The organism is Allobosea sp. ASV33 (assembly GCF_016428755.1).
In the GTDB taxonomy this organism is placed as follows: Bacteria; Pseudomonadota; Alphaproteobacteria; order Rhizobiales; family Beijerinckiaceae; genus Allobosea.
On record NZ_JAELTI010000102.1, the window covers coordinates 1 to 18,986 of the forward strand.

Consider the following 18,986-nt stretch of genomic DNA (forward strand, 5'->3'; position numbering starts at 1 on the left):
GACCTGGGTCGCGCGGGAGGCCGGGCGCATCCTCGGCTTCCTCTGCCTCGACGGCGAGGATCTCGACCAGCTCTATCTGCTGCCGGGCGCGTTCAGGCGCGGTATCGGCTCGCTGCTGCTGGCAAAGGCCAGGGAGCTTAGCCCCGAGCGGCTCCACCTGTTCACGTTCCAGCGGAACACGGCAGCCCGCGCCTTCTACGAGCGCCATGGCTTCCGCCTCGTCGACCTCAACGACGGCGAGCGCAACGAGGAAGACGAGCCGGATGCCTTGTACGAGTGGCGTCGATCCTTTTCAGGCGAGCCCTTGTAAACCGAGGCCAGCGTTCCCATTTCAGGTTCACGACGATGTCGAGAGCGTTCCACAGCTCTCCAGCGCCGTTGAAGACGGCCATGGGCCGAACGTTTGACGCCGGATGTACGCGCACCCGTTCAGGACATGGCCGTTGGTTCATTCCGAGGCCCGTAGCGGACATCCGCTGCGGGTCTTTTCGTTTCAGCGTCAGCTTTGGCCGGATTGACCCCGGCCATTACGTCTTCGGTGATGCAAGGCGGCGTTCGAGACGTGGATGCTCGCCACAAGGGTGAGCATGACGTCCCGTTTTTTTCAACCTTGCAGGAACGGATTGTTCTGCCGTTCTTCGCCGAGCGTGCTCGCCGGGCCGTGGCCGGGCAGGAACTGGACGTCGTCGCCGAGCGGCAGGAGCTTGGTCTTGATCCCCGAGATCAGCGCCTCGTGGTCGCCATAGGGAAAGTCGGTGCGACCGACGGAGCCGGCGAAGACGGTGTCGCCCGCCAGCAGGAAGCGCAGGTCCTTCTGGAAAAAGGTGACATGGCCCGGCGAATGGCCGGGCACATGCGCGACCGCGAAGGTCAGGTCGCCCAGCGAGACCGTGTCGCCCTCGTTCAGCCACTGCGTCGGCACGACGGCCTTCATGCCGGGGATATCGAAGCGCAGGCCCTGCTCCGGCAAGGCGTCCAGCAAGGGCTTGTCGCCCTCATGCGGCCCGATGATCGGGATCGACAGCGCCTCAGCCAGTTCGGTCGCGCCACCCGCATGGTCGAGATGGCCATGGGTCAGCCAGATCGCGACCGGGGTGACGCCCAGCTCTTTGATGGCGGCCTGCAGTTTCGGCACGTCGCCGCCGGGATCGACGATCGCGGCCTCCTTGGACTTGGGCTCCCAGACGATCGCGCAGTTCTGCTGGAACGGCGTCACCGGCACGATGGCGATCTGGAGCGGCGGCTGCTGGTCGGTCATGGCAGGCCTTTCGGACGTATCAGATGGTTCTCACCGCCCGCCGCAACGATTGGCGATCAGGGCGCGGTAGTTCACCAGCTCGGAATCCATCTCCCCGACATTGCGCTCGCGCTCTGCCCCGCCCTGGCAGGCGGCGAAAACCGAGCGGGCCTTCTGGAGATAGGCGACATGCTCGCGAAAGGTCCGGCACTGGGTCGCCTGGTCGGCCGTAGCGACTGCCGCAAGGCGCGTCTGCTGCAGGCGGAAACCGGCCTCGTTCTGGAAGAGATCCCGCGAGCAGGTCGCCGGGCGCGGCTGCTGGGCCAGCGCCGGGCCGGCCAGCAGGAGCAGCCCCAAGGTCAGTGCGAACCTCATCCGAGGTTCAACTCCTTGAAGAAGTCGTTGCCCTTGTCGTCGATGACGATGAAGGCCGGGAAATCCTCGACCTCGATCCGCCAGACCGCTTCCATGCCGAGCTCGGGATATTCGAGCACCTCGACCTTGCGGATGCAATCCTGCGCCAGCCGCGCCGCCGGGCCGCCGATCGAGCCGAGATAGAAGCCGCCATGGGCCTTGCAGGCCTCGCGCACGGCTGCCGAGCGGTTGCCCTTGGCCAGCATCACCATCGAGCCGCCGAAGGACTGGAACTGGTCGACGAAGGAATCCATGCGGCCGGCCGTGGTCGGGCCGAAGGAACCGGAGGCGAAGCCCTCCGGCGTCTTGGCCGGGCCGGCATAGTAGACCGGGTGGTTCTTGAAATAGTCGGGCATGCCCTCGCCGCGTTCCAGCCGCTCGCGGATCTTGGCATGGGCGAGGTCGCGGGCGACGACGATCGTGCCGGTCAGCGACAGGCGCGTCTTGACCGGATGCTGCGACAGCGTGGCGAGAATCTCGCTCATCGGCTGGTTGAGGTCGATCCTGACGACATCGCCGCCGAGCTTCGCTTCGTCGACATCCGGCAGGTACTTGGACGGGTCGGTCTCCAGCGCCTCCAGGAAGATGCCGTCTTTGGTGATCTTGCCCTTGGCCTGACGGTCGGCCGAGCAGGAGACACCGAGCCCGATCGGCAGCGAGGCGCCGTGGCGCGGCAGGCGGATGACGCGCACGTCGTGGCAGAAATACTTGCCGCCGAACTGCGCGCCGACGCCGAGCGCCTGCGTCATCTTGTGGACCTCTTCCTCCATCTCGATGTCGCGGAAGGCATGGCCCGAGGGCGAGCCCTGGGTCGGCAGCGCGTCGAGATATTTGGTCGAGGCGAGCTTGACGGTCTTGAGGTTCTGCTCGGCCGAGGTGCCGCCGATGACGATGGCGAGGTGATAGGGCGGGCAGGCGGCGGTGCCGAGTGTCAGGATCTTCTCCTTCAGGAACGCCATCATGCGGTCCTTGGTCAGGAGCGAAGGCGTCGCCTGGTAGAGGAAGGTCTTGTTGGCCGAGCCGCCGCCCTTACAGACGAAAAGGAATTTGTAGGCGTCCTCACCCTCGGCATAGATGTCGATCTGCGCCGGCAGGTTGGTGGCGGTGTTCTTCTCCTCGAACATCGAAAGCGGCGCGAGCTGCGAATAACGCAGGTTGCGCTTGAAATAGGCGTCCGCAACGCCCTCGCCCAGCGCGGCCTCGTCCTCGCCATCGGTCCAGACCTTGCGGCCCTTCTTGCCCATGATGATGGCCGTGCCGGTGTCCTGGCACATCGGCAGCACGCCGCCGGCCGCGATATTGGCGTTCTTCAGCAGGTCGTAGGCGACGAACTTGTCGTTCGAGGTCGCCTCGGGATCATCCAGGATCTTGCCGAGCTGGGCGAGATGGCCGGGCCGCAGCAGATGATTGATGTCGATGAAGGCCTGCTCGGAGAGCTGGCGGATCGCCTCGCGCGAGACGCTCAGGACCTCGCGATCGCCGATCTTCTCGACGCTGACGCCCTCGCTGCCGAGCTTGCGATAGGGCGTCGTATCCTCGCCGAGCGGGAAGAGATCGACATGCGTATAGGCCATGGCCAGCGGCTCCGAAACAAGCTGCGCCGCGATCAGGACATGGAAAGACGCGGCGCCGATCCAGCCGGCGTCATAGCCCGTCGGCCGGCGTCGTCCAAGCAGTCTTTAGTGCGTTTAAGTCTAGGCCGCCTGCGCGGCCGATTCGGCAAGGATCGCGTAGATCGCGGCGGGATCGCGCACCTTGCGGACCTGTTCCAGAACGGACTGGTTGCGCAGCACGCGTGCGACGCGGGCGAGCGCCTTGAGATGATCGGCGCCGGCGCCCTCGGGCGCGATCAGCACGAAGATGATGTCGACCGGCTGCCCGTCGAGCGCGTCGAAATCGATCGGCTTCTCGGTGCGGGCGAAGAGCCCGACGAGGCGGTCGATGCCGGGCATCCGGCCATGGGGGATCGCGATGCCCTCACCGATGCCGGTGGATCCCAGGCGCTCGCGCTGGAGCAGGGCTTCGAACAGCTCGCGGTCCGGCAGGCCGGTCAGGGTGGCGGCATGCTGGGCAAGCTCCTGCAGAGCCTGCTTCTTGCCGTTGGCGCGCAGCGGCGAGATCACCGCGGCGGGGCTCAGGAGATCGGTCAGCGTCATTCGCCCGTCCATGCATGTCCCGTGCCGGCCGAAAAGCCGTCGGCACGGGTCAGGTTCGACGGCCGGAGCGGATCGCCCGCCGGCCTCAGGACAGCGATGCCGGTGGGTCGATCCAACCGATATTGCCGTCGCCGCGGCGATATACGATGTTCATGCGGCCATTGCCAGCGTGCCGGAAGACAACGACGGGCGCGCCCGTCAGGTCGAGCTCAGCCACCGCATCGCCCACCGTCCGGACATGCAGGGATTTCGTCGATTCCGCGACGATCACCGGGTTATCCCCGGCAGCAACCACATCGAAATCCTCGATATCATCGTCGGGAGCGGCGATCACATAGCTGGGGATTTCGATTCCCACATCGCGGCCATTGGCGCTGGAACGGTCCTTAAGCCGGCGCTTGTAGCGTCGCAGCCGCTTTTCGATGCGCTCAGCCATCTTGTCGAGGCTGGCATAGGGATCGTGGGCGGTGGCGGAGGCTTCCAGCGTAATCCCGGAGGAGAGGTGCAGGACGCCGTCGGTCCGGAAGGCGGAGCCGTCCTTGTCGACCGTGACGTGGCCCTGATAGCCACCCTCGTAATATTTGCTGACCGCCGCAGCGACCCGCTCCTCGGCCTGGCCGCGGAGGGCCTCGCCGACATCGAGATTCTTGCCGGAGATTCGCAAGCTCATGGAGTGCTTCCCCTTGGTTTTAGCCATGACCGTGTTCGGCCATCCCTAGGAGCTAAGAACCGGGAGTCGGGGTTGTCAATGAGCCGGCGCAGTCATGGCTCGCATGCGCGGACGCTTTGGAACAAATTCGCTCAGCGCTCGGCAGCCGCCATGGCGACTTTCTCGCGCCGCCGCTCCATGGAGGACGGGATTCTCAGGGATTCGCGGTATTTCGCCACGGTGCGCCGGGCGATGTCGATGCCGCCATCCTTCAGCCGGGTGACGATGGCATCGTCCGAGAGAACCGCGGACGGCCTCTCCTCGTCGATCATCTGCTTGATCCGGAAGCGCACAGCTTCCGCCGAATGCGCCTCGCCATAGCCTGTCGCGGCGATGGCGGCCGAGAAGAAATACTTCATCTCGAAGACCCCGCGCGAGCAGGTCAGGTACTTGTTCGAGGTCACGCGCGAGACCGTCGATTCGTGCATGCCGATCGCATCCGCCACGGTCTTGAGGTTGAGCGGGCGCAGATGCTCGACGCCATGGGCGAAGAACCCGTCCTGCTGGCGCACGATCTCGCTCGCGACCTTCAGGATCGTCCGGGCGCGCTGCTCCAGCGAGCGGGTCAGCCAGTTCGCCGTCTGCAGGCATTCGGCGATGAAGGCCTTGTCCACGTCGCTGCGGGCCGCCCTGGAGACGCGCGCGTGATAGGTCTGGTTGACCAGCAGGCGCGGCAGCGTGTCGGGGTTGAGGTCGATCAGCCAGGAGCCGTCGGGCGCCGCGCGAATGAAGACGTCCGGCACCACGGTCTCGGCCGCCGAGCCGCCGAAGGCGCGGCCGGGCTTGGGGTCGAGACGGCGGATCTCTCCGACCATGTCGGCGATATCCTCGTCGTCGACGCCGCAGATGCGCTTCAGCGCGGCGAAATCGCGCTTGGCGACGAGAGGCAGGTTCGCGACCAGCGCCTGCATCGCCGGATCGAAACGATTGCGGTCACGGAGCTGGATCGCCAGGCATTCGGCGACGTCCCGCGCCGCAACGCCGGAAGGATCGAAGGTCTGGACGACGCGCAGAACGGCCTCGACCTTCTCGATGGCGATACCGAGGCGCTCGGCAATCTCCGCGAGAGGCTCGCCGAGATAGCCGCTATCGTCGACGGCATCGATGATGTGGCGGCCGATGATGCGCTCTGCCGGCGCGACGACGGCGAGATCGAGCTGGGCGATCAGATGCTCGTGCAACGAGGCCTCGGCCGTCAGGCCGCTCTCGAAGCCCTCGGGATCGCCGTCGAAGGAGCCTCCCGTCGTGCCATAGGCGCCGCCGACGATGGGCAGGCTGTCGGCGCCGGCCGCCTCGCTGCGGGCCGCGGTCGGCTGCTCGTTCTGGAAGACATTGTCCAGGCCGGTGCCGAGCCGGCCTTCCATGCCCTCCTGGGTGTGCAGGCTCTCGGCCTTGGCGAAGCTCTCGGCATCGGCCTCATGAGGGCTGTCGCCGTCGTCCAGGCGCGCCGGCCCATCGGTCGCCTCGTCGCGCTCCAGCAGCGGATTGCGCTCGAGCTCGCCCTCTACGAAATTCTGGAGTTCGAGATGGGAGAGCTGCAGGAGCTTGATCGCCTGCAGCAGCTGCGGCGTCATCACCAGGGACTGTCCCTGGCGCAGCTCCATGCGCGGCATCATCGCCATGCGCGAAAGGCCCTTCTCGCTCGCGCGCCAACGGCACGCTTCTTGCTTGCGAAAAGGACACTAGCGCCGGCTCATCGCCGCGTCAAAGGCTCAGCCATGCCTGCGCGCAGAAAAATGCTGCGTCGCAGCAAGAGCGTGCCCGCTGCCTAGAGGCGGAAATCCTCGCCCAGATAGACGCGCCGGACATCCGGATTGGCGATAATCTCGGCCGGCGAGCCCTCGGTCAGAACCCGCCCGGAATGGATGATATAAGCGCGATCGACGAGGCCCAGCGTCTCACGGACATTGTGGTCCGTGATCAGCACGCCGATGCCGCGATCGGTCAATTGCCGCACCAGCGCCTGGATGTCGCCGACGGCGATCGGGTCGATACCGGCGAAGGGCTCGTCGAGCAGGACGAAGGAGGGCTTGCCCGCCAGCGCGCGCGCAATCTCGCAGCGCCGACGCTCGCCGCCCGAGAGCGCGATCGATGGGGCCTTGCGCAGGCGGGAGATGGTGAATTCCTCGAGCAACTGGTCGAGCTGGCGCTCGCGCGCCTTGCGATCGGGCTCGACCACCTCCAGCACCGAGCGGATATTGTCCTCGACCGAGAGGCCCCGGAAGATCGAAGCTTCCTGCGGCAAGTAGCCGATCCCGAGGCGCGCGCGCTGGTACATCGGCAAGGCGGTGATGTCGTTGCCTTCGAGCGAAATGATGCCGGCATCGGCGGCGACGAGGCCGGTGATCATGTAGAAGATGGTGGTCTTGCCGGCGCCGTTGGGGCCGAGCAGGCCGACCGCCTCGCCCTGGCGCAGCGAGAGGCTGGCATCCGAGACGACGGCGCGCCCGCCATAGCTCTTGCGCAGACCGGCGACCGCGAGGACGCCCGGCCCCCCGAGGGCGGCGCCCCTGGACGGCGCCTGACGGGCCTCCTGCTTGTCGCGATTGCCGAAAAGCCCGCGCAGCCGGCCGAAAACGCCCGGCGGTTGCGGGCGCGGAGCCGGTCGCGCCGGCGCGGCCGTGGGACGAGGCGCTTCGGAAACGGTCACTGCAGCACGATCAATTGGTGGGCTTCGGCGCAGGCTGGGCCGGCTTGGCGCCCGGCGTGCCCGCATCCTTCTTGTTGGCATCGGCCGAATTCGGGACGAAAAGGCCCTGCACGCGCCCGCCCTTCCCCGTCTCGACATTCGCGACACCGGTGGTCGTGTTGTAGGTCAGCTTCTCGCCGCGGGTGATATTCGGCCCGTCATTGAGGGCGACATTGCCGGTCATGATGACGAGATTGTTCGCCCGGTCGAACTCGGCATTGTCCGAGCTCGCCGCCTGCGTCTTCGAGACCACGGTGACCGGCCCCTTGCACAGGATGCGCTTGATCGAGCTGTCATTGCCCGGCGCACCAGCTGCGCCTGCAGCCGCAGGGGCCGGAGATGCCGCCGGAGCCGGAGTCGCCCCGCGGCCACCGGGGCCGCCACGGCCTTCGTAGAGCACGGTCATCACCGTGCAGCGGACCGTCGTCTCGCCCTGCACGGCTACGACGTTGCCGGAGAAGATCGCCTTGTTCTCCTTGTCGAGCACGTCGAGCTTGTCGGCATCGATCTTGATCGGCTCCTTGCTGTCGCCACCAAGGCCGCCGAGCGGCGAGGATGCATTGCCGCCGCGCGCAGGCTTGCCCTGCGCCTGAGCGAAGGCCTCCTGCGGCGCGCCGAACAGGGCAAAGGCCGCAGCGAGAAGCAGCGCGGCGTCGCGGGCATGCGCGAAACGGAGCATCTGGCCAATCCCGGTCATATCACTGTCTCTTCCCATTCCCGGCGTCGCCTGCCGGCGCGGCTTCTGCAGGCGCAACCCGATTCGCGTTCAGCAGTTCCGGCATCGGCTTGCTGCCCTCGCGCTCGGGGCCGGCGATCGTGCCGGCCGGCGCGTTGCGAATGAAGGCGCGCACCCGCCCCTCGAAGACGATCAACTCGCCATTGTTCTTCACGTCAAGAGTGTCGGCGTCCACCGTCGTTTCACCGAGGCTCACCTTGACCGGCTCCTTGGAGACCACCGTGCCGGATTTGAAGTCGACATCGGCGACCCGCATCTGCATGTCATGGCCGCTCTCGGTGCGGATCTTGACGTCGTCGACGAGGCGGAGCTTCTCCTTCTGCGTGTCGAACAAACCCGTCTTCGCATTGACCGTCACCCAGCCCTCGCGCTCCATCTGGATCCGCGCCGTCAAGGTCTGCAGCTCGATCTGAGTCGGGTTCTTGATCTCCTGGTAGGCGTTGATCGCCGTGACCTGATAGGGCCGGTTGTCCTTGCGATAGCCTGCGAGCTTCGGCGTCTCCATCCGGACCTTGCCGCCGGTGATGCCGACCGAACCGACCGAGACATTGGCCAGCTTGCCGCCCAGCGGCGCGAGGAAGGGAATCACCACCAGGGCCAGCACGAGCACGACGGCCATGACGGGAATCACCCCGCGCAGGATATGCACGAGCCGGGTATGGCGCCGCGCCGCGCCGAAGGCCGCACGCCGGCGCAGCGCCTGCGCGGAGAGCCCCGCCGCCGGGTCGTTGAAGGTCATTGCCAAAGTCATGCCCCGCGCAATGGCAGCCGCTCACGGCATTTTCGTGTCACAAGACTGGCCACATCGCGCCCCCGCGCGGCTCGTCCAGCGGGACCGAGCGCCTTTCCGCACGCCCGGCCTGCGCGCAGACTGACGCAAGAAGCCTTAGAAATTGTCAAGTGTGCGCGAAGATGTCCGTCTCGTCCCAGCCGGCGAGATCGAGCTCGGCCCGATAGGGCAGGAACTGGAAACAGGCCTGGGCAAGATGCAAGCGCCCTTCGCGGGCCAGCATCGTCTCCAGCTTCTCGTGCAGCGCATGGAGATGCAGGACATCGGACGCGGCATAGGCCAATTGTGCCTCGCTCAACGTATCCGCGCCCCAGTCGGAGGATTGCTGCTGCTTCGACAATTCGACGCCGAGCAGTTCGCGCACGAGATCCTTGAGGCCGTGCCGGTCGGTATAGGTGCGGGTCAGCTTCGAGGCGATCTTGGTGCAATAGACCGGCGCGGTGACCACGCCAAAGGCATGCTTGAGCACGGCGACGTCGAAGCGGGCGAAGTGGAAGAGCTTCAGCACCGCCGGGTCCTCCAGCAGGCGGATCAGGTTCTTCGGCCGCTCGCCACCCTTCGGGATCTGCACGACATCCGCCGTGCCGTCGCCGCGCGAGAGCTGGACGACGCAGAGCCGGTCGCGATGCGGATTGAGGCCGAGCGTCTCGGTGTCGATCGCGACGCTCGATCCGGCGTCGTAGCCGTCCGGCAGGTCGCCGCGATGGAAGCGGATAGTCATGCTCGAAACCTCACTGGGCCGCGCGGACGCGCCCTTCGACTGCACTTCACAAAATGGGGAACGGCAGGCCGCGTGCCGAAAAGCGACGCGCGTTCCGGAGCTAGCGGCCAGCTCCGCCCCGTTCAAGCCCTTTCTGAGCCGAGATAAAGTCTTAGGCGCCTCATTAACCTTTTATTCACCATGCGCTTCAACTCCGAAGCTGACCATGCGACAACGGCCCATCGGAGTTCGCCGCATGTCCCTGGTCCGCCTTTTCAGCGATTTCGATGGCCGTATCGGGCTGCGACCGTTCTGGCTCGGCAGCATCGCGATCGCGCTGGCGCTGCTCGCCATCCAACGCACCGCACCTCTTCTCGCCGGGCACCGGGACGCGGCCATGATCATCGCCTTCGTCAAAGCCTTCGCCCTGTTCCCCTGGGCCGCTCTGGCGGCGAAGCGCGCGACCGACCGCGGCAGCACGCCGATCTTCGGCATCCTGCTGATCTGCGCGATCGTGCTGCCGGAGCAGTTGCGCCCGCTGCTTTCGATCGGCTGGCGCCCTTCCCTGGAGGCGATCTCGACCATGGCCTGGGTCGTCGCCTTCATCGATCTCGGCCTGATGCCGGCTGCCTCGACAGAGGATGGGGTTGCGACAACGCCGGTGGGTGCTAAAGCGGCGGAATGAGCGCCGCATCGACCTCCTCCGCCCCTGCCCTGCCCTTCGACCCGACCGACCCGGTGGCCCTGACGCAGGCGCTGGTCCGCTGTCCTTCCGTCACGCCCGAGGAAGGCGGCGCGCTCGCGCTGCTCGACGCCGTGCTGTCGGCGGAGGGCTACACCGTCGAGCGGCCGGTCTTCAGCGAGCCGGACACGCCCGATGTCGAGAATCTCTACGCGCGCATCGGCGACACCGCTCCCGTTTTCGTGATCGCCGGCCATACCGATGTCGTGCCTGTCGGCGACGCGGCCGCCTGGACGCGCGAGCCGTTCGGCGGGACGATCGAGAACGGCACGCTCTACGGGCGCGGTGCCTGCGACATGAAGGGCGGGCTCGCCGCCATGGTCGCGGCCGCGATCCGCTATCGCCGCGACAACCCCGATGCGCCCGGGTCGATCGCCTTCCTGGTCACGGGCGACGAGGAAGGCCCTTCGGTCAACGGCACGGTCAAACTGCTCGCCTGGGCGCACGAGCGCGGCGAGCGCTTCGACCATTGCCTTCTCGGCGAGCCGACCAACCCGGCGACGATGAGCGACATGATCAAGATCGGCCGGCGCGGGTCGCTGACCGGCAAGCTCACGGTGCAGGGCACGCAGGGCCATGTCGGCTATCCGCATCTCGCCGACAACCCGATCCGCGGCATGGTGTGCCTGCTGGCGGCTCTCGACGCCACGCCGCTGGACGGCGGCACCGGGCATTTCGACCCGAGCAATCTCGAGGTGACGACGCTCGATGTCGGCAACCCCGCGACGAACGTCATCCCGGCGCAGGCGAAAGCGGCCTTCAATATCCGCTTCAATGACACCTGGACGCCGGAGACGCTTGCCGCCGAGCTGGAGCGGCGCCTGCGCGAGGCGGCCGGCAACCAGGTGCGCTACACGCTCGAGGTCCAGCCGACCAATGCCGTCGCCTTCCTCACCGAACCCGGCCCCTTCGTCGCGCTCGTCACTGAGGCGGTCGAGGCCGAGACCGGCAAGCGCCCGGCGCTCTCGACTACGGGCGGCACCTCCGACGCGCGCTTCATCAAGAACTATTGCCCCGTCGTCGAATACGGCGTGGTCGGCAAGACCATGCACCAGATCGACGAATGCGTCGCGGTCGCCGACCTCCTGTCGCTCGAGCGGATCACGCATCGTTTACTCGCCAGCTATTTTGCAGCGCAGCATCAGGCTTGACGCGCGCGAACCACGGTCCAATTATCGCGGTTAGACGAAAGTCTAAGATCGCAGATGATGGAGACCGTGATGAGGCTGGCAGCCGATGACGTCGCGCGTTCGCTGCGCGGCTCCTGGCACCTGATGACCCGCGGGGCCGAGGCCTTGCCCGAGCTCGACCTCACGCGGGACGGGTTCTGGCGCTCCTTCCTCGCCTTCGCGCTGATGCTGCCGGCGACGATCGCCATTCTCGCGGCGGTGCGATTGACGGCTGGCCTGCCGAACAGCGCCGGATTGTTCACCGCGCCGGCGCTCGTCCTGTCGGTGATCGCGGCGCTGGCTCTGACGATTCTCGCCGTGCCGGCCCTGCTGATCGCCTTGCGCCCTGCCCTCGTGCAGACGCCGCGCTTCACCAGCTTCGTCATCGCCTGGAACTGGGCCGGCATCGTCTCGGCCAGCCTGATGGCGGTTCCGGCCGCGGTATTCGCGATCGGCTGGGCCCCGCCGACGCTCGCCGTCGTGCAGTCGTTGTTCTTCGCGGCGATCGTGCTCCGCCTGCGCTATTGCGTGGCGCGCGCGGTGTTTGGACCGGAGCTTCGCGGCATCGCCCTGCCGCTGGTCGCGGCCAGCCTCGTGCTCGACTACGGCGTCACCCGGTTGTTCGGCCTGTTCTGAGGTCTTTCGGCCTCAGGCCGCCGGCTCCACATAGTCGACCCCGGCAAGATAGAGCCCGCAGGACGGCGCCAGAGCCGCGCATTGCGAGCGGTCGCGCGCGGCCAGGACCTTGCCGACCTTGTTCTCCGGCCAGCGCCCCAGCCCCACCATCTTCAGGCAGCCGACGATCGAGCGGACCTGATGGTGCAGGAAGGAACGGGCGTGGACATAGACAACGATCTCGGAGCCCTCGCGGCGGACATCGCAACGATCGAGCGTGCGGATCGGGCTGTTCGCCTGGCATTCGGCGGCGCGGAAGGTGGTGAAGTCGTGCTGGCCGAGCAGCGCCTTGGCGGCGCGGTCCATCGCCTCGTGATCGAGCTTGACCGGCACATGCCAGACCCGCTCGCGCTCCAGTGCAGGCTGGGCCCGGCGATCGAGGATGCGGTAGACGTAATAGCGGCGGCGCGCCGAGATGCGGGCGTCGAAATCACCCGGCACCAATTCGGCGCTGAGAACGGCGACCGGAATCCGCTTGAGGCGCGCATTGGTCGCGTCGCGCACGACATCGGTGCGCCATTCCCTGTCGATATCGACATGGGCAACCTGATGGGTGGCATGGACGCCGGCATCGGTCCGGCCGGCGCAATGCAGCCGGACGGGATGGCCGCAGAAGGCCTCGACCGCCTCCTCGACGCTCTGCTGCACGGACGGGCCGTTGAGCTGGCGCTGCCAACCCGAGAACGGCGTGCCGTCATATTCGATGACGAGCTTGTAGCGCGGCATCAGAGCTTGCCGCCGGCTCCGAGCCGGGCGCCGCGCAGGAACTCGGCCCCGCTCATCGGCGCCTTGCCGGCGCGCTGGACCTGCAGCAGCTTCACCGCCCCGACCGCGCAGGCGACGGTGCCCTCGTCGTCGAGCAGCGTGCCGGGCTCGGCCGCGCCGCCGGCACGCGCCGTGCGCAGGATCTTGAGCCGCTCCGGCCCCTTGCCGAGATCGATCTCGGCGAAGGCGCCCGGGAAGGGCGAGAGGCCGCGGACGAGGTCATGGACCTGCTGCGCCGGCAGCGCCCAGCTCAGCTTGGCCTCGGCATTGGTGATCTTGCTGGCATAGGTCACGCCCTCGTCCGGCTGCGGCGTGAATTGCAAGCCGCCGCGGCCGAGCGCCGCCAGCGCGCGCACCATCAGGTCGGCGCCGAGGGGGCTCAGCCGGTCGTGCAATTCGCCGGCCGTCATATCCGGGCCGATGGCGAGGCTCTCGACCATGGCGACGGGGCCGGTATCGAGGCCGGCCTCCATCTTCATCACGCAGACGCCGCTCTCGGCATCGCCGGCCATGATCGCGCGCTGGATCGGGGCAGCGCCGCGCCAGCGCGGCAGCAGCGAGGCATGGAGGTTCAGGCAGCCAAGCTCGGGTAGGTCTAGGATCGCCTGCGGCAGGATCATGCCATAGGCGACGACGACGGCGACATCGGCCTGATGCGAGGCGATGATCTCGGCCTGTTCCGGCGTCTTGAGCGTTGCGGGCGTGAAGACAGGGATACCGAAGCGTTCGGCCGCGCGATGCACCGGCGAGGGCTTCAGTTCGAGGCCGCGACCGGCCTGCGCCGGGGCGCGGGTGTAGCAGGAGACGACCTCATGCCCCTGGCCGACGATCTCGGTCAGCACCGGCACGGCGAAATCCGGCGTGCCCATGAAGATGACGCGCAAACTCATACGCTCACTCTGTCTCCGTAATAGCAGTCATCCCGGGCGACCGCAGGAATTACCGGAATCCATTCCGGAACCTCTCCTACCGGCGCCCCGGCATGAATCCCAAATCTGCGCTTCGCTCCGTCCGGGATGACGGGGCGCGGATTGGAAAACCTCAGGCCGCCGAGCGCTTGGCCGCCTTGGCGAATTTCTTGGTGACGCGCTCGCGCTTCAGCCGCGAGAGATGATCTATGAAAAGCACGCCGTCGAGATGGTCGATCTCGTGCTGCAGGCAAGTGGCGAGCAAGCCGTCGGCCGCGATCTCATGCGTCTTGCCGTCGAGATCCATGTAGCGGACCTTGACCTCGGCTGGGCGCTCGACCTCCTCGTAATATTCGGGAATCGAGAGGCAGCCCTCCTCATAGGCGCTGAACTCGTCCGAGGACCAGGTGACCTCCGGATTGATGAAGACCTGCGGCTTCCGGGGTTCGGGCTCCTCGCCCTCCTTCGCTTCCGGCTTCGACAGGTCGATCGTCACGACGCGCAGCGGCACGCCGATCTGGATCGCCGCAAGCCCGATGCCGGGCGCGTCGTACATCGTCTCGAACATGTCCGCGACCAGGGTCTTGATCTCGGACGTGACGGCCTCGACCGGCTTCGAGACGAGACGAAGCTGGGCGTCGGGCAGGATGACGAGCGGGCGAACGGACATGGGATTCCAAGAGAAAAGGGCTGTTGAACCGGGGACATAAGCATTTGTGAGAGAGCGGTCAAACTGTTCCGCTTTCGTTCGCCAGGACCGGCCGAATCGGCTAGGCTTGGCTCATGAACGAGATCGCCTTCACCTTGCTGGAACGCCCGGTGACCTGGGCCGAGGCCATCATCTGCTTCGGAGCGCTGAGCCTCGCCTTGCTGCTGATGGCGGTGATCGCGGGCTGGCGCGGCGGCAGGAGCCGGGCGATCGAGGCGGCGATGGCGACCGAGCGCGCCCGCGAGATGGACGACAAGGTCGCGGAGATGAACCGCCAGCAGGCCGAGCTTGCCGGCCGGATGCAGTCCATGGCCGAAATCCTCTCGACCCGACAGGGCGATCTCGCGCGGCTCGTGGCCGAGCGGATGGACGGCCTGAGCCACAAGGTCGGGCAAGGGCTGGAGCGGAACGTCCAGCAGACCACCGAGAGCCTCGGCAAGCTGCAGGAGCGGCTGGCGGTGATCGACAACGCTCAGAAGAACCTGACCGACCTCACTTCCGAAGTCGTGACGCTGCGCGACGTGCTCGCCAACAAGCAGGCGCGCGGCGCCTATGGCCAGGGCCGGATGGAGGCGATCATCCGCGACGGCCTGCCCCCCGCCTTCTTCGCCTTCCAGCCGCAACTCTCGAACGGCAAGCGGCCGGACTGCCTGGTGACGCTGCCAGGCGACGGGCGCGGCCTCGTGATCGACGCCAAGTTTCCGCTGGAGAGCTTCACGCTTCTGCGCGAGGCGCGCGGCGACGACGCCAGGAAAGCTGCCGGCCAGCGCGTGCGCAGCGATGTCGGCGTGCATGTGAAGGATATCGCCGAGCGCTATTTCCTGCCGGGCGAGACGCAGGACATCGCGCTGCTCTTCGTGCCGTCCGAGTCGATCTATGCCGATCTGCACGAGCATTTCGACGATGTCGTGCAGAGGGCGCACCGCGCGCGCATCATGATCGTCTCGCCTTCGCTGCTCGCGCTGGCGATTCAGCTCATGCAATCGCTGGTGCGCGATGCTCGGATGCGGGAAGAGGCTCAGGTCATCCAGACCGAGGTCGGCAAGCTGCTCGACGATGTCAGGCGCCTCGGCGAGCGCGTCGACAAGCTCGACAACCATTTCCGGCAAGCGCAGGACGATGTCGGCCAGATCAAGACATCGGCCGGCAAGGTGACGAGCCGCGCCGAGAGGATCGGCGCGCTCGATTTCGACGACGAGAAGAGCGAGCCGAAGCTGCCCTTCGCCAAGGGCCTCGACCTCAAGCGTGCCGCCGAATAGTCGCGCGCGCCTTCCACCCCAGACGGGATATCAGCCGCACGGGAGGGTTGGCGCGGTTGTCCCACGGCGAGAAACACAACCCTGAAGAGAATTCTCTTTCGTTTTCGGCGACTTGCAACCTTTGCGATCGTTGTTCCGCCCCATTCCGTTAGAGCGGCCTTAAGCATTCTCTGAAAACGTCGGGAGACATCAAAAACCGAATACAGTCGCCATCATGAAACATCCCGGCCGAGCGCGACGATTGCCTAGACAATAGGCACCCGAACACATCTTCACCGCCTCTCCTCTCATTGCCGCCTCTCCCGGAAATTCCCATGGCCCTGAGCATCAAGACAAAGCTGGCGGGTGCGCTCGTCGCGCTGACCCTATGCGTACTCGCCGTCGGCGCTTGCGGATTCTTCGCCCTCCGCTCCGTCACGCAGCGGATCGACGAGGTCGTCCAGAACAACGTCGTCCCAATGGAGCAACTGCGCATCGTCAGCGACATGTACGCGGTCAATATCGTCGACACGACCTGGAAGGCCCAGAGCAACCAGATCACCTGGACGAACGCATTGAAGAATGTCCAGGACGCGTTGGGGAATATCGACAAGGGCTGGAAGGCCTATCTGCCCAGCATTGGCGATGCCAATGAAAGGCAGCTGGCCGACCAGGCGTCGAGCCTGATGAAGAGCGGAGATGGCGCCGTCACCAAGCTGATCGGCATCCTGAAGGAGCGCGACGAGAGCGCCCTGCGTATGTTCGCCACCGACGAGCTCTACAAGGCGATCGATCCGATCACCGTGAAACTCGGCGAGTTGAACGCGCTGCAGCTGACGCAGGCCCGCGACCAGGGCATGGAAGCCCGGTCGACCGCCAGCTCCGCCACCATCCTGCTGCTGGCCGTCGCCGGCGGCGCGCTGCTGATGGGCGCGCTGGCTCTGGCCTTCGTGATCAGCGGCATCGTGCGCCCGCTCGGCGGCATGACCGATGCGATGAAGCGCCTGGCCCAGGGCGAGCAGGACGTCACCGTGCCCAGCGTGGGCCGGCGCGACGAAATCGGCGACATGGCCGGAGCCTTGCAGATCTTCCAGGAGAACGCGGCTCGGGTCCGCGCGCTGGAGGAGCAGGAGCGTGCCGCCGCTGCCGCGCGCCTCGCCCGGGCACAGTCGATGGAAGCGGTCGTCTCCGATGTCAGTGAAGTCGTCGCAGCGGCCGCGGCCGGCGATTTCTCGGCCCGCCTCCAGATCGACGACAGCGACGAGCAGATGCAGCGGCTGGTGGCCGGCATCAACGAGATCAACGCGGTTGTGGATGGTGCGACGACCGAATTCGCCGATATCCTCCAGTCTATCGCGGGCGGCGACCTGACCCGCCAGATCGGCACCGGCTATCGCGGCCGCTTCGCCGATCTCAAGAATGCGATCAACGAGACGGTCGACCGCCTCTCCGCGACGGTCGCGACGATCCAGACCACCTCGGCCGATGTCGGGCTGGCCGCGCGCGAGATCAGCATGGGCGCCGACGACCTGTCGAAGCGCACCGAGGAACAGGCCTCCTCGCTGGAACAGACCGCCGCGACGACCGAGGAGCTGGCCGCGTCCGTTAAGGCCTCCGCCCAGGCCTCCCGCGCGGCGGCGACGGCAGCGGACGAGGCCGCGAGTGCGGCCCGATCGGGCGGCACTATTGCCGGCCAGGCGGTCGACGCCATGGCCCGCATCGAGACCGCCTCGCAGAAGATCTCCGACATCATCCGGGTGATCGACGACATCGCCTTCCAGACCAACCTGCTGGCGCTCAACGCGGCGGTCGAAGCGGCCCGTGCCGGCGATGCCGGCAAGGGTTTTGCCGTCGTCGCCTCGGAAGTGCGCACGCTGGCGCAGCGCTCGAGCGAAGCCGCCAAGGACATCTCGACCTTGATCTCCTCGTCCAATGCCGAGGTCGGCGAGGGCGTGAAGCTGGTGCGCAAGGCGGGCGAGGCGCTGACGCAGATCCTCTCGGCTTCGCAGAAGGTGGCATCGACCATCGCCGACATCTCGGCGGCGTCCGGCGAGCAGGCCAACGGCATCGACGAGATGAGCCAGGCCGTCGCGCATCTCGACGAGATGACCCAGCAGAATGCGGCCCTCTCCGAGCAGAGCGCGGCCTCGGCCAATTCGCTGTCCGGCCGGATCGAGCAGCTCAATAACCTGGTCGCGACCTTCCGCACCAACCAGGGCCAGGGCGCCTCGACACGCGCGCCGGTCTCGACCGGCTCGGAGCCGGAGCGCCTGCGCCAGCTCGCCGAAGCCGCCTTCCATCAGTCGCGGCGCCCGGCCGCGGCGGAAGCCAGGCCCGCCGAGGTCAAGCCGGCGCCCGTCAAGCGCGCGGTCAATGCCCGCAACGGCAGCACGGGCTGGGAAGAGTTCTAGCTCCTCCTCGCCTCTACCCCGCTTACACGTCCAAGACGCCTCCTGACCCGTGTCAGGAGGCGTTGCTTTGCAGGGTTGCCGACAGCTCCGGCTTCACGTTCAGCGTCTGGAAGACCACGCAATAGCGCTCGGCGAGCTTGAGCAGCGTGTCGAGCTTGTCCTGCGGCGCATCGCTCTCGACGTCGAAAAACAGGCGGATCGCCTTGAAGCCGACCGCCGCATCCTTGGCGACGCCGAGCGTGCCGCGGAAATCGAGATCGCCCTCGGCGCGGATCACGCCCTTCTTCAATTCGATCTCGAGCGCGGTCGCGACCGCTTTCAGCGTGACGCCGGCGCAGGCGACCAGCGCCTCCAGCAGCATGTCGCCGGAGCAGAGCTCGGCGCCCGAACCGCCGGTGGCGGGATGCAGGCCGGCGAGCGCGATGGCGCGGCCGGTCTCGACCTTGCAGGCGATATGCTGATCGTCGAGCTCGCCATGGGCCTTGAGCGTGATGACCGCCGCCTCGGGATTGGTGCGGTATTCGTCCTTGAGCGGGGCCTGCAAGGCGCGCAGCGCGGTGACGTCCATGATCGTGATCCTCCTAAGCGGTTGCCCGGCTTGTAGCCGCTTCAGGCCGCGGCCTCCACCGCCGGCGCGGCAGGCAGGCTTTCCTTTTCGAGCGCCCGGCGCAATTCACGGCGCAGGGTGACGAAACCGACGGAGCTTTCCTCGCGCGGACGCGGCAAGAGATTGTCGAGACTGAAGGCGGCCGGCCCCGCCTCCCGCGGCAGGACCTGGATGCGATCGGCCAGACGCAAGGCCTCTTCGACCGAGCCGGTGGCGATGACGACGGCCGGACGGCCTTGCGTACAAAGCTCCGGCAGGAAGGCGGCGAGCCGGGCCCGCGCCTCGGCATCGAGCGCGGCGAAGGGCTCATCGATCATCAACAGCCTTGGCC

At 66.9% G+C, this 18,986-nt stretch carries 20 protein-coding genes and 1 pseudogene; 6 read left to right on the forward strand and 15 right to left on the reverse strand.

All coding sequences use genetic code 11. The features are described 5' to 3' along the window. A partial coding sequence (locus JHD80_RS22595; protein ID WP_199092039.1) for a GNAT family N-acetyltransferase occupies positions 1–310 on the forward strand: 310 nt, incomplete at its 5' end. A 294-nt stretch (positions 311–604) separates the two neighbouring features. On the opposite strand, the gene JHD80_RS22600 is transcribed toward JHD80_RS22595, so the two are convergent. The 10 genes from JHD80_RS22600 to JHD80_RS22645 all read right to left on the reverse strand — a co-directional run bounded on the left by JHD80_RS22600 (position 605) and on the right by JHD80_RS22645 (position 9,452). Next, complete coding sequence (locus JHD80_RS22600) at positions 605–1,258, reverse strand: MBL fold metallo-hydrolase (RefSeq protein WP_199092041.1); 654 nt, start codon at positions 1,256–1,258, stop codon at positions 605–607. Between the two features lie 30 nt (positions 1,259–1,288). Beyond that, the gene (locus JHD80_RS22605; protein ID WP_199092043.1) at positions 1,289–1,612 is read right to left on the reverse strand and encodes a hypothetical protein; all 324 of its coding nucleotides are present in this window, start codon (positions 1,610–1,612) and stop codon (positions 1,289–1,291) included. After that, a complete protein-coding gene (locus tag JHD80_RS22610) occupies positions 1,609–3,225 on the reverse strand; it encodes a fumarate hydratase (RefSeq protein ID WP_199092045.1) in 1,617 nt (538 codons plus the stop codon). Before JHD80_RS22610 ends, JHD80_RS22605 begins: the two co-directional genes overlap by 4 nt. Before the next feature lie 120 nt (positions 3,226–3,345). After that, positions 3,346–3,807: a PTS IIA-like nitrogen regulatory protein PtsN gene (gene ptsN / locus JHD80_RS22615; RefSeq protein WP_199092047.1), complete on the reverse strand. Its 462-nt coding sequence runs from the start codon at positions 3,805–3,807 to the stop codon at positions 3,346–3,348. A gap of 85 nt (positions 3,808–3,892) precedes the next feature. Then, positions 3,893–4,477: a ribosome hibernation-promoting factor, HPF/YfiA family gene (hpf, locus tag JHD80_RS22620; RefSeq protein ID WP_199092049.1), complete on the reverse strand. Its 585-nt coding sequence runs from the start codon at positions 4,475–4,477 to the stop codon at positions 3,893–3,895. A 131-nt stretch (positions 4,478–4,608) separates the two neighbouring features. Continuing rightward, positions 4,609–6,138: an RNA polymerase factor sigma-54 gene (gene rpoN / locus JHD80_RS22625; protein WP_199092051.1), complete on the reverse strand. Its 1,530-nt coding sequence runs from the start codon at positions 6,136–6,138 to the stop codon at positions 4,609–4,611. Between the two features lie 146 nt (positions 6,139–6,284). Next, a complete protein-coding gene (gene lptB / locus JHD80_RS22630) occupies positions 6,285–7,247 on the reverse strand; it encodes an LPS export ABC transporter ATP-binding protein (RefSeq protein ID WP_248311729.1) in 963 nt (320 codons plus the stop codon). Beyond that, a complete protein-coding gene (locus JHD80_RS22635) occupies positions 7,177–7,884 on the reverse strand; it encodes an LptA/OstA family protein (RefSeq protein ID WP_199092052.1) in 708 nt (235 codons plus the stop codon). The genes lptB and JHD80_RS22635 overlap by 71 nt, the downstream gene beginning before the upstream one ends. A gap of 19 nt (positions 7,885–7,903) precedes the next feature. Next, on the reverse strand, positions 7,904–8,680 hold the full coding sequence (gene lptC, locus JHD80_RS22640) for an LPS export ABC transporter periplasmic protein LptC (RefSeq protein ID WP_199092055.1): 777 nt from the start codon (positions 8,678–8,680) through the stop codon (positions 7,904–7,906). A gap of 157 nt (positions 8,681–8,837) precedes the next feature. Then, on the reverse strand, positions 8,838–9,452 hold the full coding sequence (locus JHD80_RS22645) for a ribonuclease D (RefSeq protein WP_199092057.1): 615 nt from the start codon (positions 9,450–9,452) through the stop codon (positions 8,838–8,840). Between JHD80_RS22645 and JHD80_RS22650 the strand changes: the two genes are divergently transcribed. The 3 genes from JHD80_RS22650 to JHD80_RS22660 all read left to right on the forward strand — a co-directional run bounded on the left by JHD80_RS22650 (position 9,451) and on the right by JHD80_RS22660 (position 11,978). Then, positions 9,451–10,116, forward strand: coding sequence for a hypothetical protein (locus JHD80_RS22650; protein ID WP_199092059.1), 666 nt, complete (start codon positions 9,451–9,453; stop codon positions 10,114–10,116). The genes JHD80_RS22645 and JHD80_RS22650 overlap by 2 nt on opposite strands. Further along, a complete protein-coding gene (gene dapE, locus JHD80_RS22655; protein ID WP_199092061.1) occupies positions 10,113–11,324 on the forward strand; it encodes a succinyl-diaminopimelate desuccinylase in 1,212 nt (403 codons plus the stop codon). Before JHD80_RS22650 ends, dapE begins: the two co-directional genes overlap by 4 nt. Positions 11,325–11,393: 69 nt before the next feature. Further along, positions 11,394–11,978 carry a hypothetical protein gene (locus JHD80_RS22660; protein ID WP_199092063.1) on the forward strand — a complete coding sequence of 195 codons (585 nt, stop codon included), beginning with the start codon at positions 11,394–11,396 and terminating at the stop codon, positions 11,976–11,978. Between the two features lie 12 nt (positions 11,979–11,990). Here JHD80_RS22660 and truA read toward each other — a convergent pair whose 3' ends face one another. The 3 genes from truA to def all read right to left on the reverse strand — a co-directional run bounded on the left by truA (position 11,991) and on the right by def (position 14,360). Beyond that, entirely contained in the window at positions 11,991–12,743 is a 753-nt protein-coding gene (gene truA, locus JHD80_RS22665; protein WP_199092064.1) for a tRNA pseudouridine(38-40) synthase TruA, read from the reverse strand. Beyond that, positions 12,743–13,672, reverse strand: a complete 930-nt coding sequence (gene fmt / locus JHD80_RS22670; protein WP_199092066.1) for a methionyl-tRNA formyltransferase — start codon at positions 13,670–13,672, stop codon at positions 12,743–12,745. Before fmt ends, truA begins: the two co-directional genes overlap by 1 nt. Before the next feature lie 151 nt (positions 13,673–13,823). Further along, positions 13,824–14,360 carry a peptide deformylase gene (gene def, locus JHD80_RS22675; RefSeq protein WP_199092068.1) on the reverse strand — a complete coding sequence of 179 codons (537 nt, stop codon included), beginning with the start codon at positions 14,358–14,360 and terminating at the stop codon, positions 13,824–13,826. Positions 14,361–14,473: 113 nt separating this feature from the next. On the opposite strand from def, the gene JHD80_RS22680 reads away from it, so the two are divergent. Both JHD80_RS22680 and JHD80_RS22685 read left to right on the forward strand, forming a co-directional pair. Next, the gene (locus JHD80_RS22680; RefSeq protein WP_199092070.1) at positions 14,474–15,658 is read left to right on the forward strand and encodes a DNA recombination protein RmuC; all 1,185 of its coding nucleotides are present in this window, start codon (positions 14,474–14,476) and stop codon (positions 15,656–15,658) included. Positions 15,659–15,972: 314 nt separating this feature from the next. Further along, positions 15,973–18,048: a HAMP domain-containing methyl-accepting chemotaxis protein gene (locus JHD80_RS22685; protein WP_199092072.1), complete on the forward strand. Its 2,076-nt coding sequence runs from the start codon at positions 15,973–15,975 to the stop codon at positions 18,046–18,048. Between the two features lie 52 nt (positions 18,049–18,100). Here the strand turns inward: JHD80_RS22685 and JHD80_RS22690 are convergent, their stop codons facing one another. Next, positions 18,101–18,616: an OsmC family protein gene (locus tag JHD80_RS22690; RefSeq protein ID WP_199092074.1), complete on the reverse strand. Its 516-nt coding sequence runs from the start codon at positions 18,614–18,616 to the stop codon at positions 18,101–18,103. Positions 18,617–18,657: 41 nt separating this feature from the next. Then, positions 18,658–18,986, reverse strand: a pseudogene (locus JHD80_RS22695) (sulfonate ABC transporter ATP-binding protein); the annotation flags it as partial.

What these genes read in the sequence shown, in the direction of transcription:
- hpf (WP_199092049.1), bottom strand. Translation starts at nt 4,477, where the DNA reads ATGAGCTTGCGAATCTCCGGCAAGAATCTCGATGTCGGCGAGGCCCTC.
- def (WP_199092068.1), bottom strand. Translation starts at nt 14,360, where the DNA reads ATGTCCGTTCGCCCGCTCGTCATCCTGCCCGACGCCCAGCTTCGTCTC.
- fmt (WP_199092066.1), bottom strand. Translation starts at nt 13,672, where the DNA reads ATGAGTTTGCGCGTCATCTTCATGGGCACGCCGGATTTCGCCGTGCCG.
- ptsN (WP_199092047.1), bottom strand. Translation starts at nt 3,807, where the DNA reads ATGACGCTGACCGATCTCCTGAGCCCCGCCGCGGTGATCTCGCCGCTG.
- JHD80_RS22690 (WP_199092074.1), bottom strand. Translation starts at nt 18,616, where the DNA reads ATGGACGTCACCGCGCTGCGCGCCTTGCAGGCCCCGCTCAAGGACGAA.
- JHD80_RS22645 (WP_199092057.1), bottom strand. Translation starts at nt 9,452, where the DNA reads ATGACTATCCGCTTCCATCGCGGCGACCTGCCGGACGGCTACGACGCC.
- lptB (WP_248311729.1), bottom strand. Translation starts at nt 7,247, where the DNA reads ATGCCAACAAGAAGGATGCGGGCACGCCGGGCGCCAAGCCGGCCCAGC.
- JHD80_RS22685 (WP_199092072.1), top strand. Translation starts at nt 15,973, where the DNA reads ATGGCCCTGAGCATCAAGACAAAGCTGGCGGGTGCGCTCGTCGCGCTG.
- JHD80_RS22650 (WP_199092059.1), top strand. Translation starts at nt 9,451, where the DNA reads ATGCTCGAAACCTCACTGGGCCGCGCGGACGCGCCCTTCGACTGCACT.
- JHD80_RS22600 (WP_199092041.1), bottom strand. Translation starts at nt 1,258, where the DNA reads ATGACCGACCAGCAGCCGCCGCTCCAGATCGCCATCGTGCCGGTGACG.
- rpoN (WP_199092051.1), bottom strand. Translation starts at nt 6,138, where the DNA reads ATGGCGATGATGCCGCGCATGGAGCTGCGCCAGGGACAGTCCCTGGTG.
- JHD80_RS22635 (WP_199092052.1), bottom strand. Translation starts at nt 7,884, where the DNA reads ATGCTCCGTTTCGCGCATGCCCGCGACGCCGCGCTGCTTCTCGCTGCG.
- truA (WP_199092064.1), bottom strand. Translation starts at nt 12,743, where the DNA reads ATGCCGCGCTACAAGCTCGTCATCGAATATGACGGCACGCCGTTCTCG.
- JHD80_RS22605 (WP_199092043.1), bottom strand. Translation starts at nt 1,612, where the DNA reads ATGAGGTTCGCACTGACCTTGGGGCTGCTCCTGCTGGCCGGCCCGGCG.
- JHD80_RS22610 (WP_199092045.1), bottom strand. Translation starts at nt 3,225, where the DNA reads ATGGCCTATACGCATGTCGATCTCTTCCCGCTCGGCGAGGATACGACG.
- JHD80_RS22680 (WP_199092070.1), top strand. Translation starts at nt 14,474, where the DNA reads ATGAACGAGATCGCCTTCACCTTGCTGGAACGCCCGGTGACCTGGGCC.
- JHD80_RS22660 (WP_199092063.1), top strand. Translation starts at nt 11,394, where the DNA reads ATGAGGCTGGCAGCCGATGACGTCGCGCGTTCGCTGCGCGGCTCCTGG.
- dapE (WP_199092061.1), top strand. Translation starts at nt 10,113, where the DNA reads ATGAGCGCCGCATCGACCTCCTCCGCCCCTGCCCTGCCCTTCGACCCG.
- lptC (WP_199092055.1), bottom strand. Translation starts at nt 8,680, where the DNA reads ATGACCTTCAACGACCCGGCGGCGGGGCTCTCCGCGCAGGCGCTGCGC.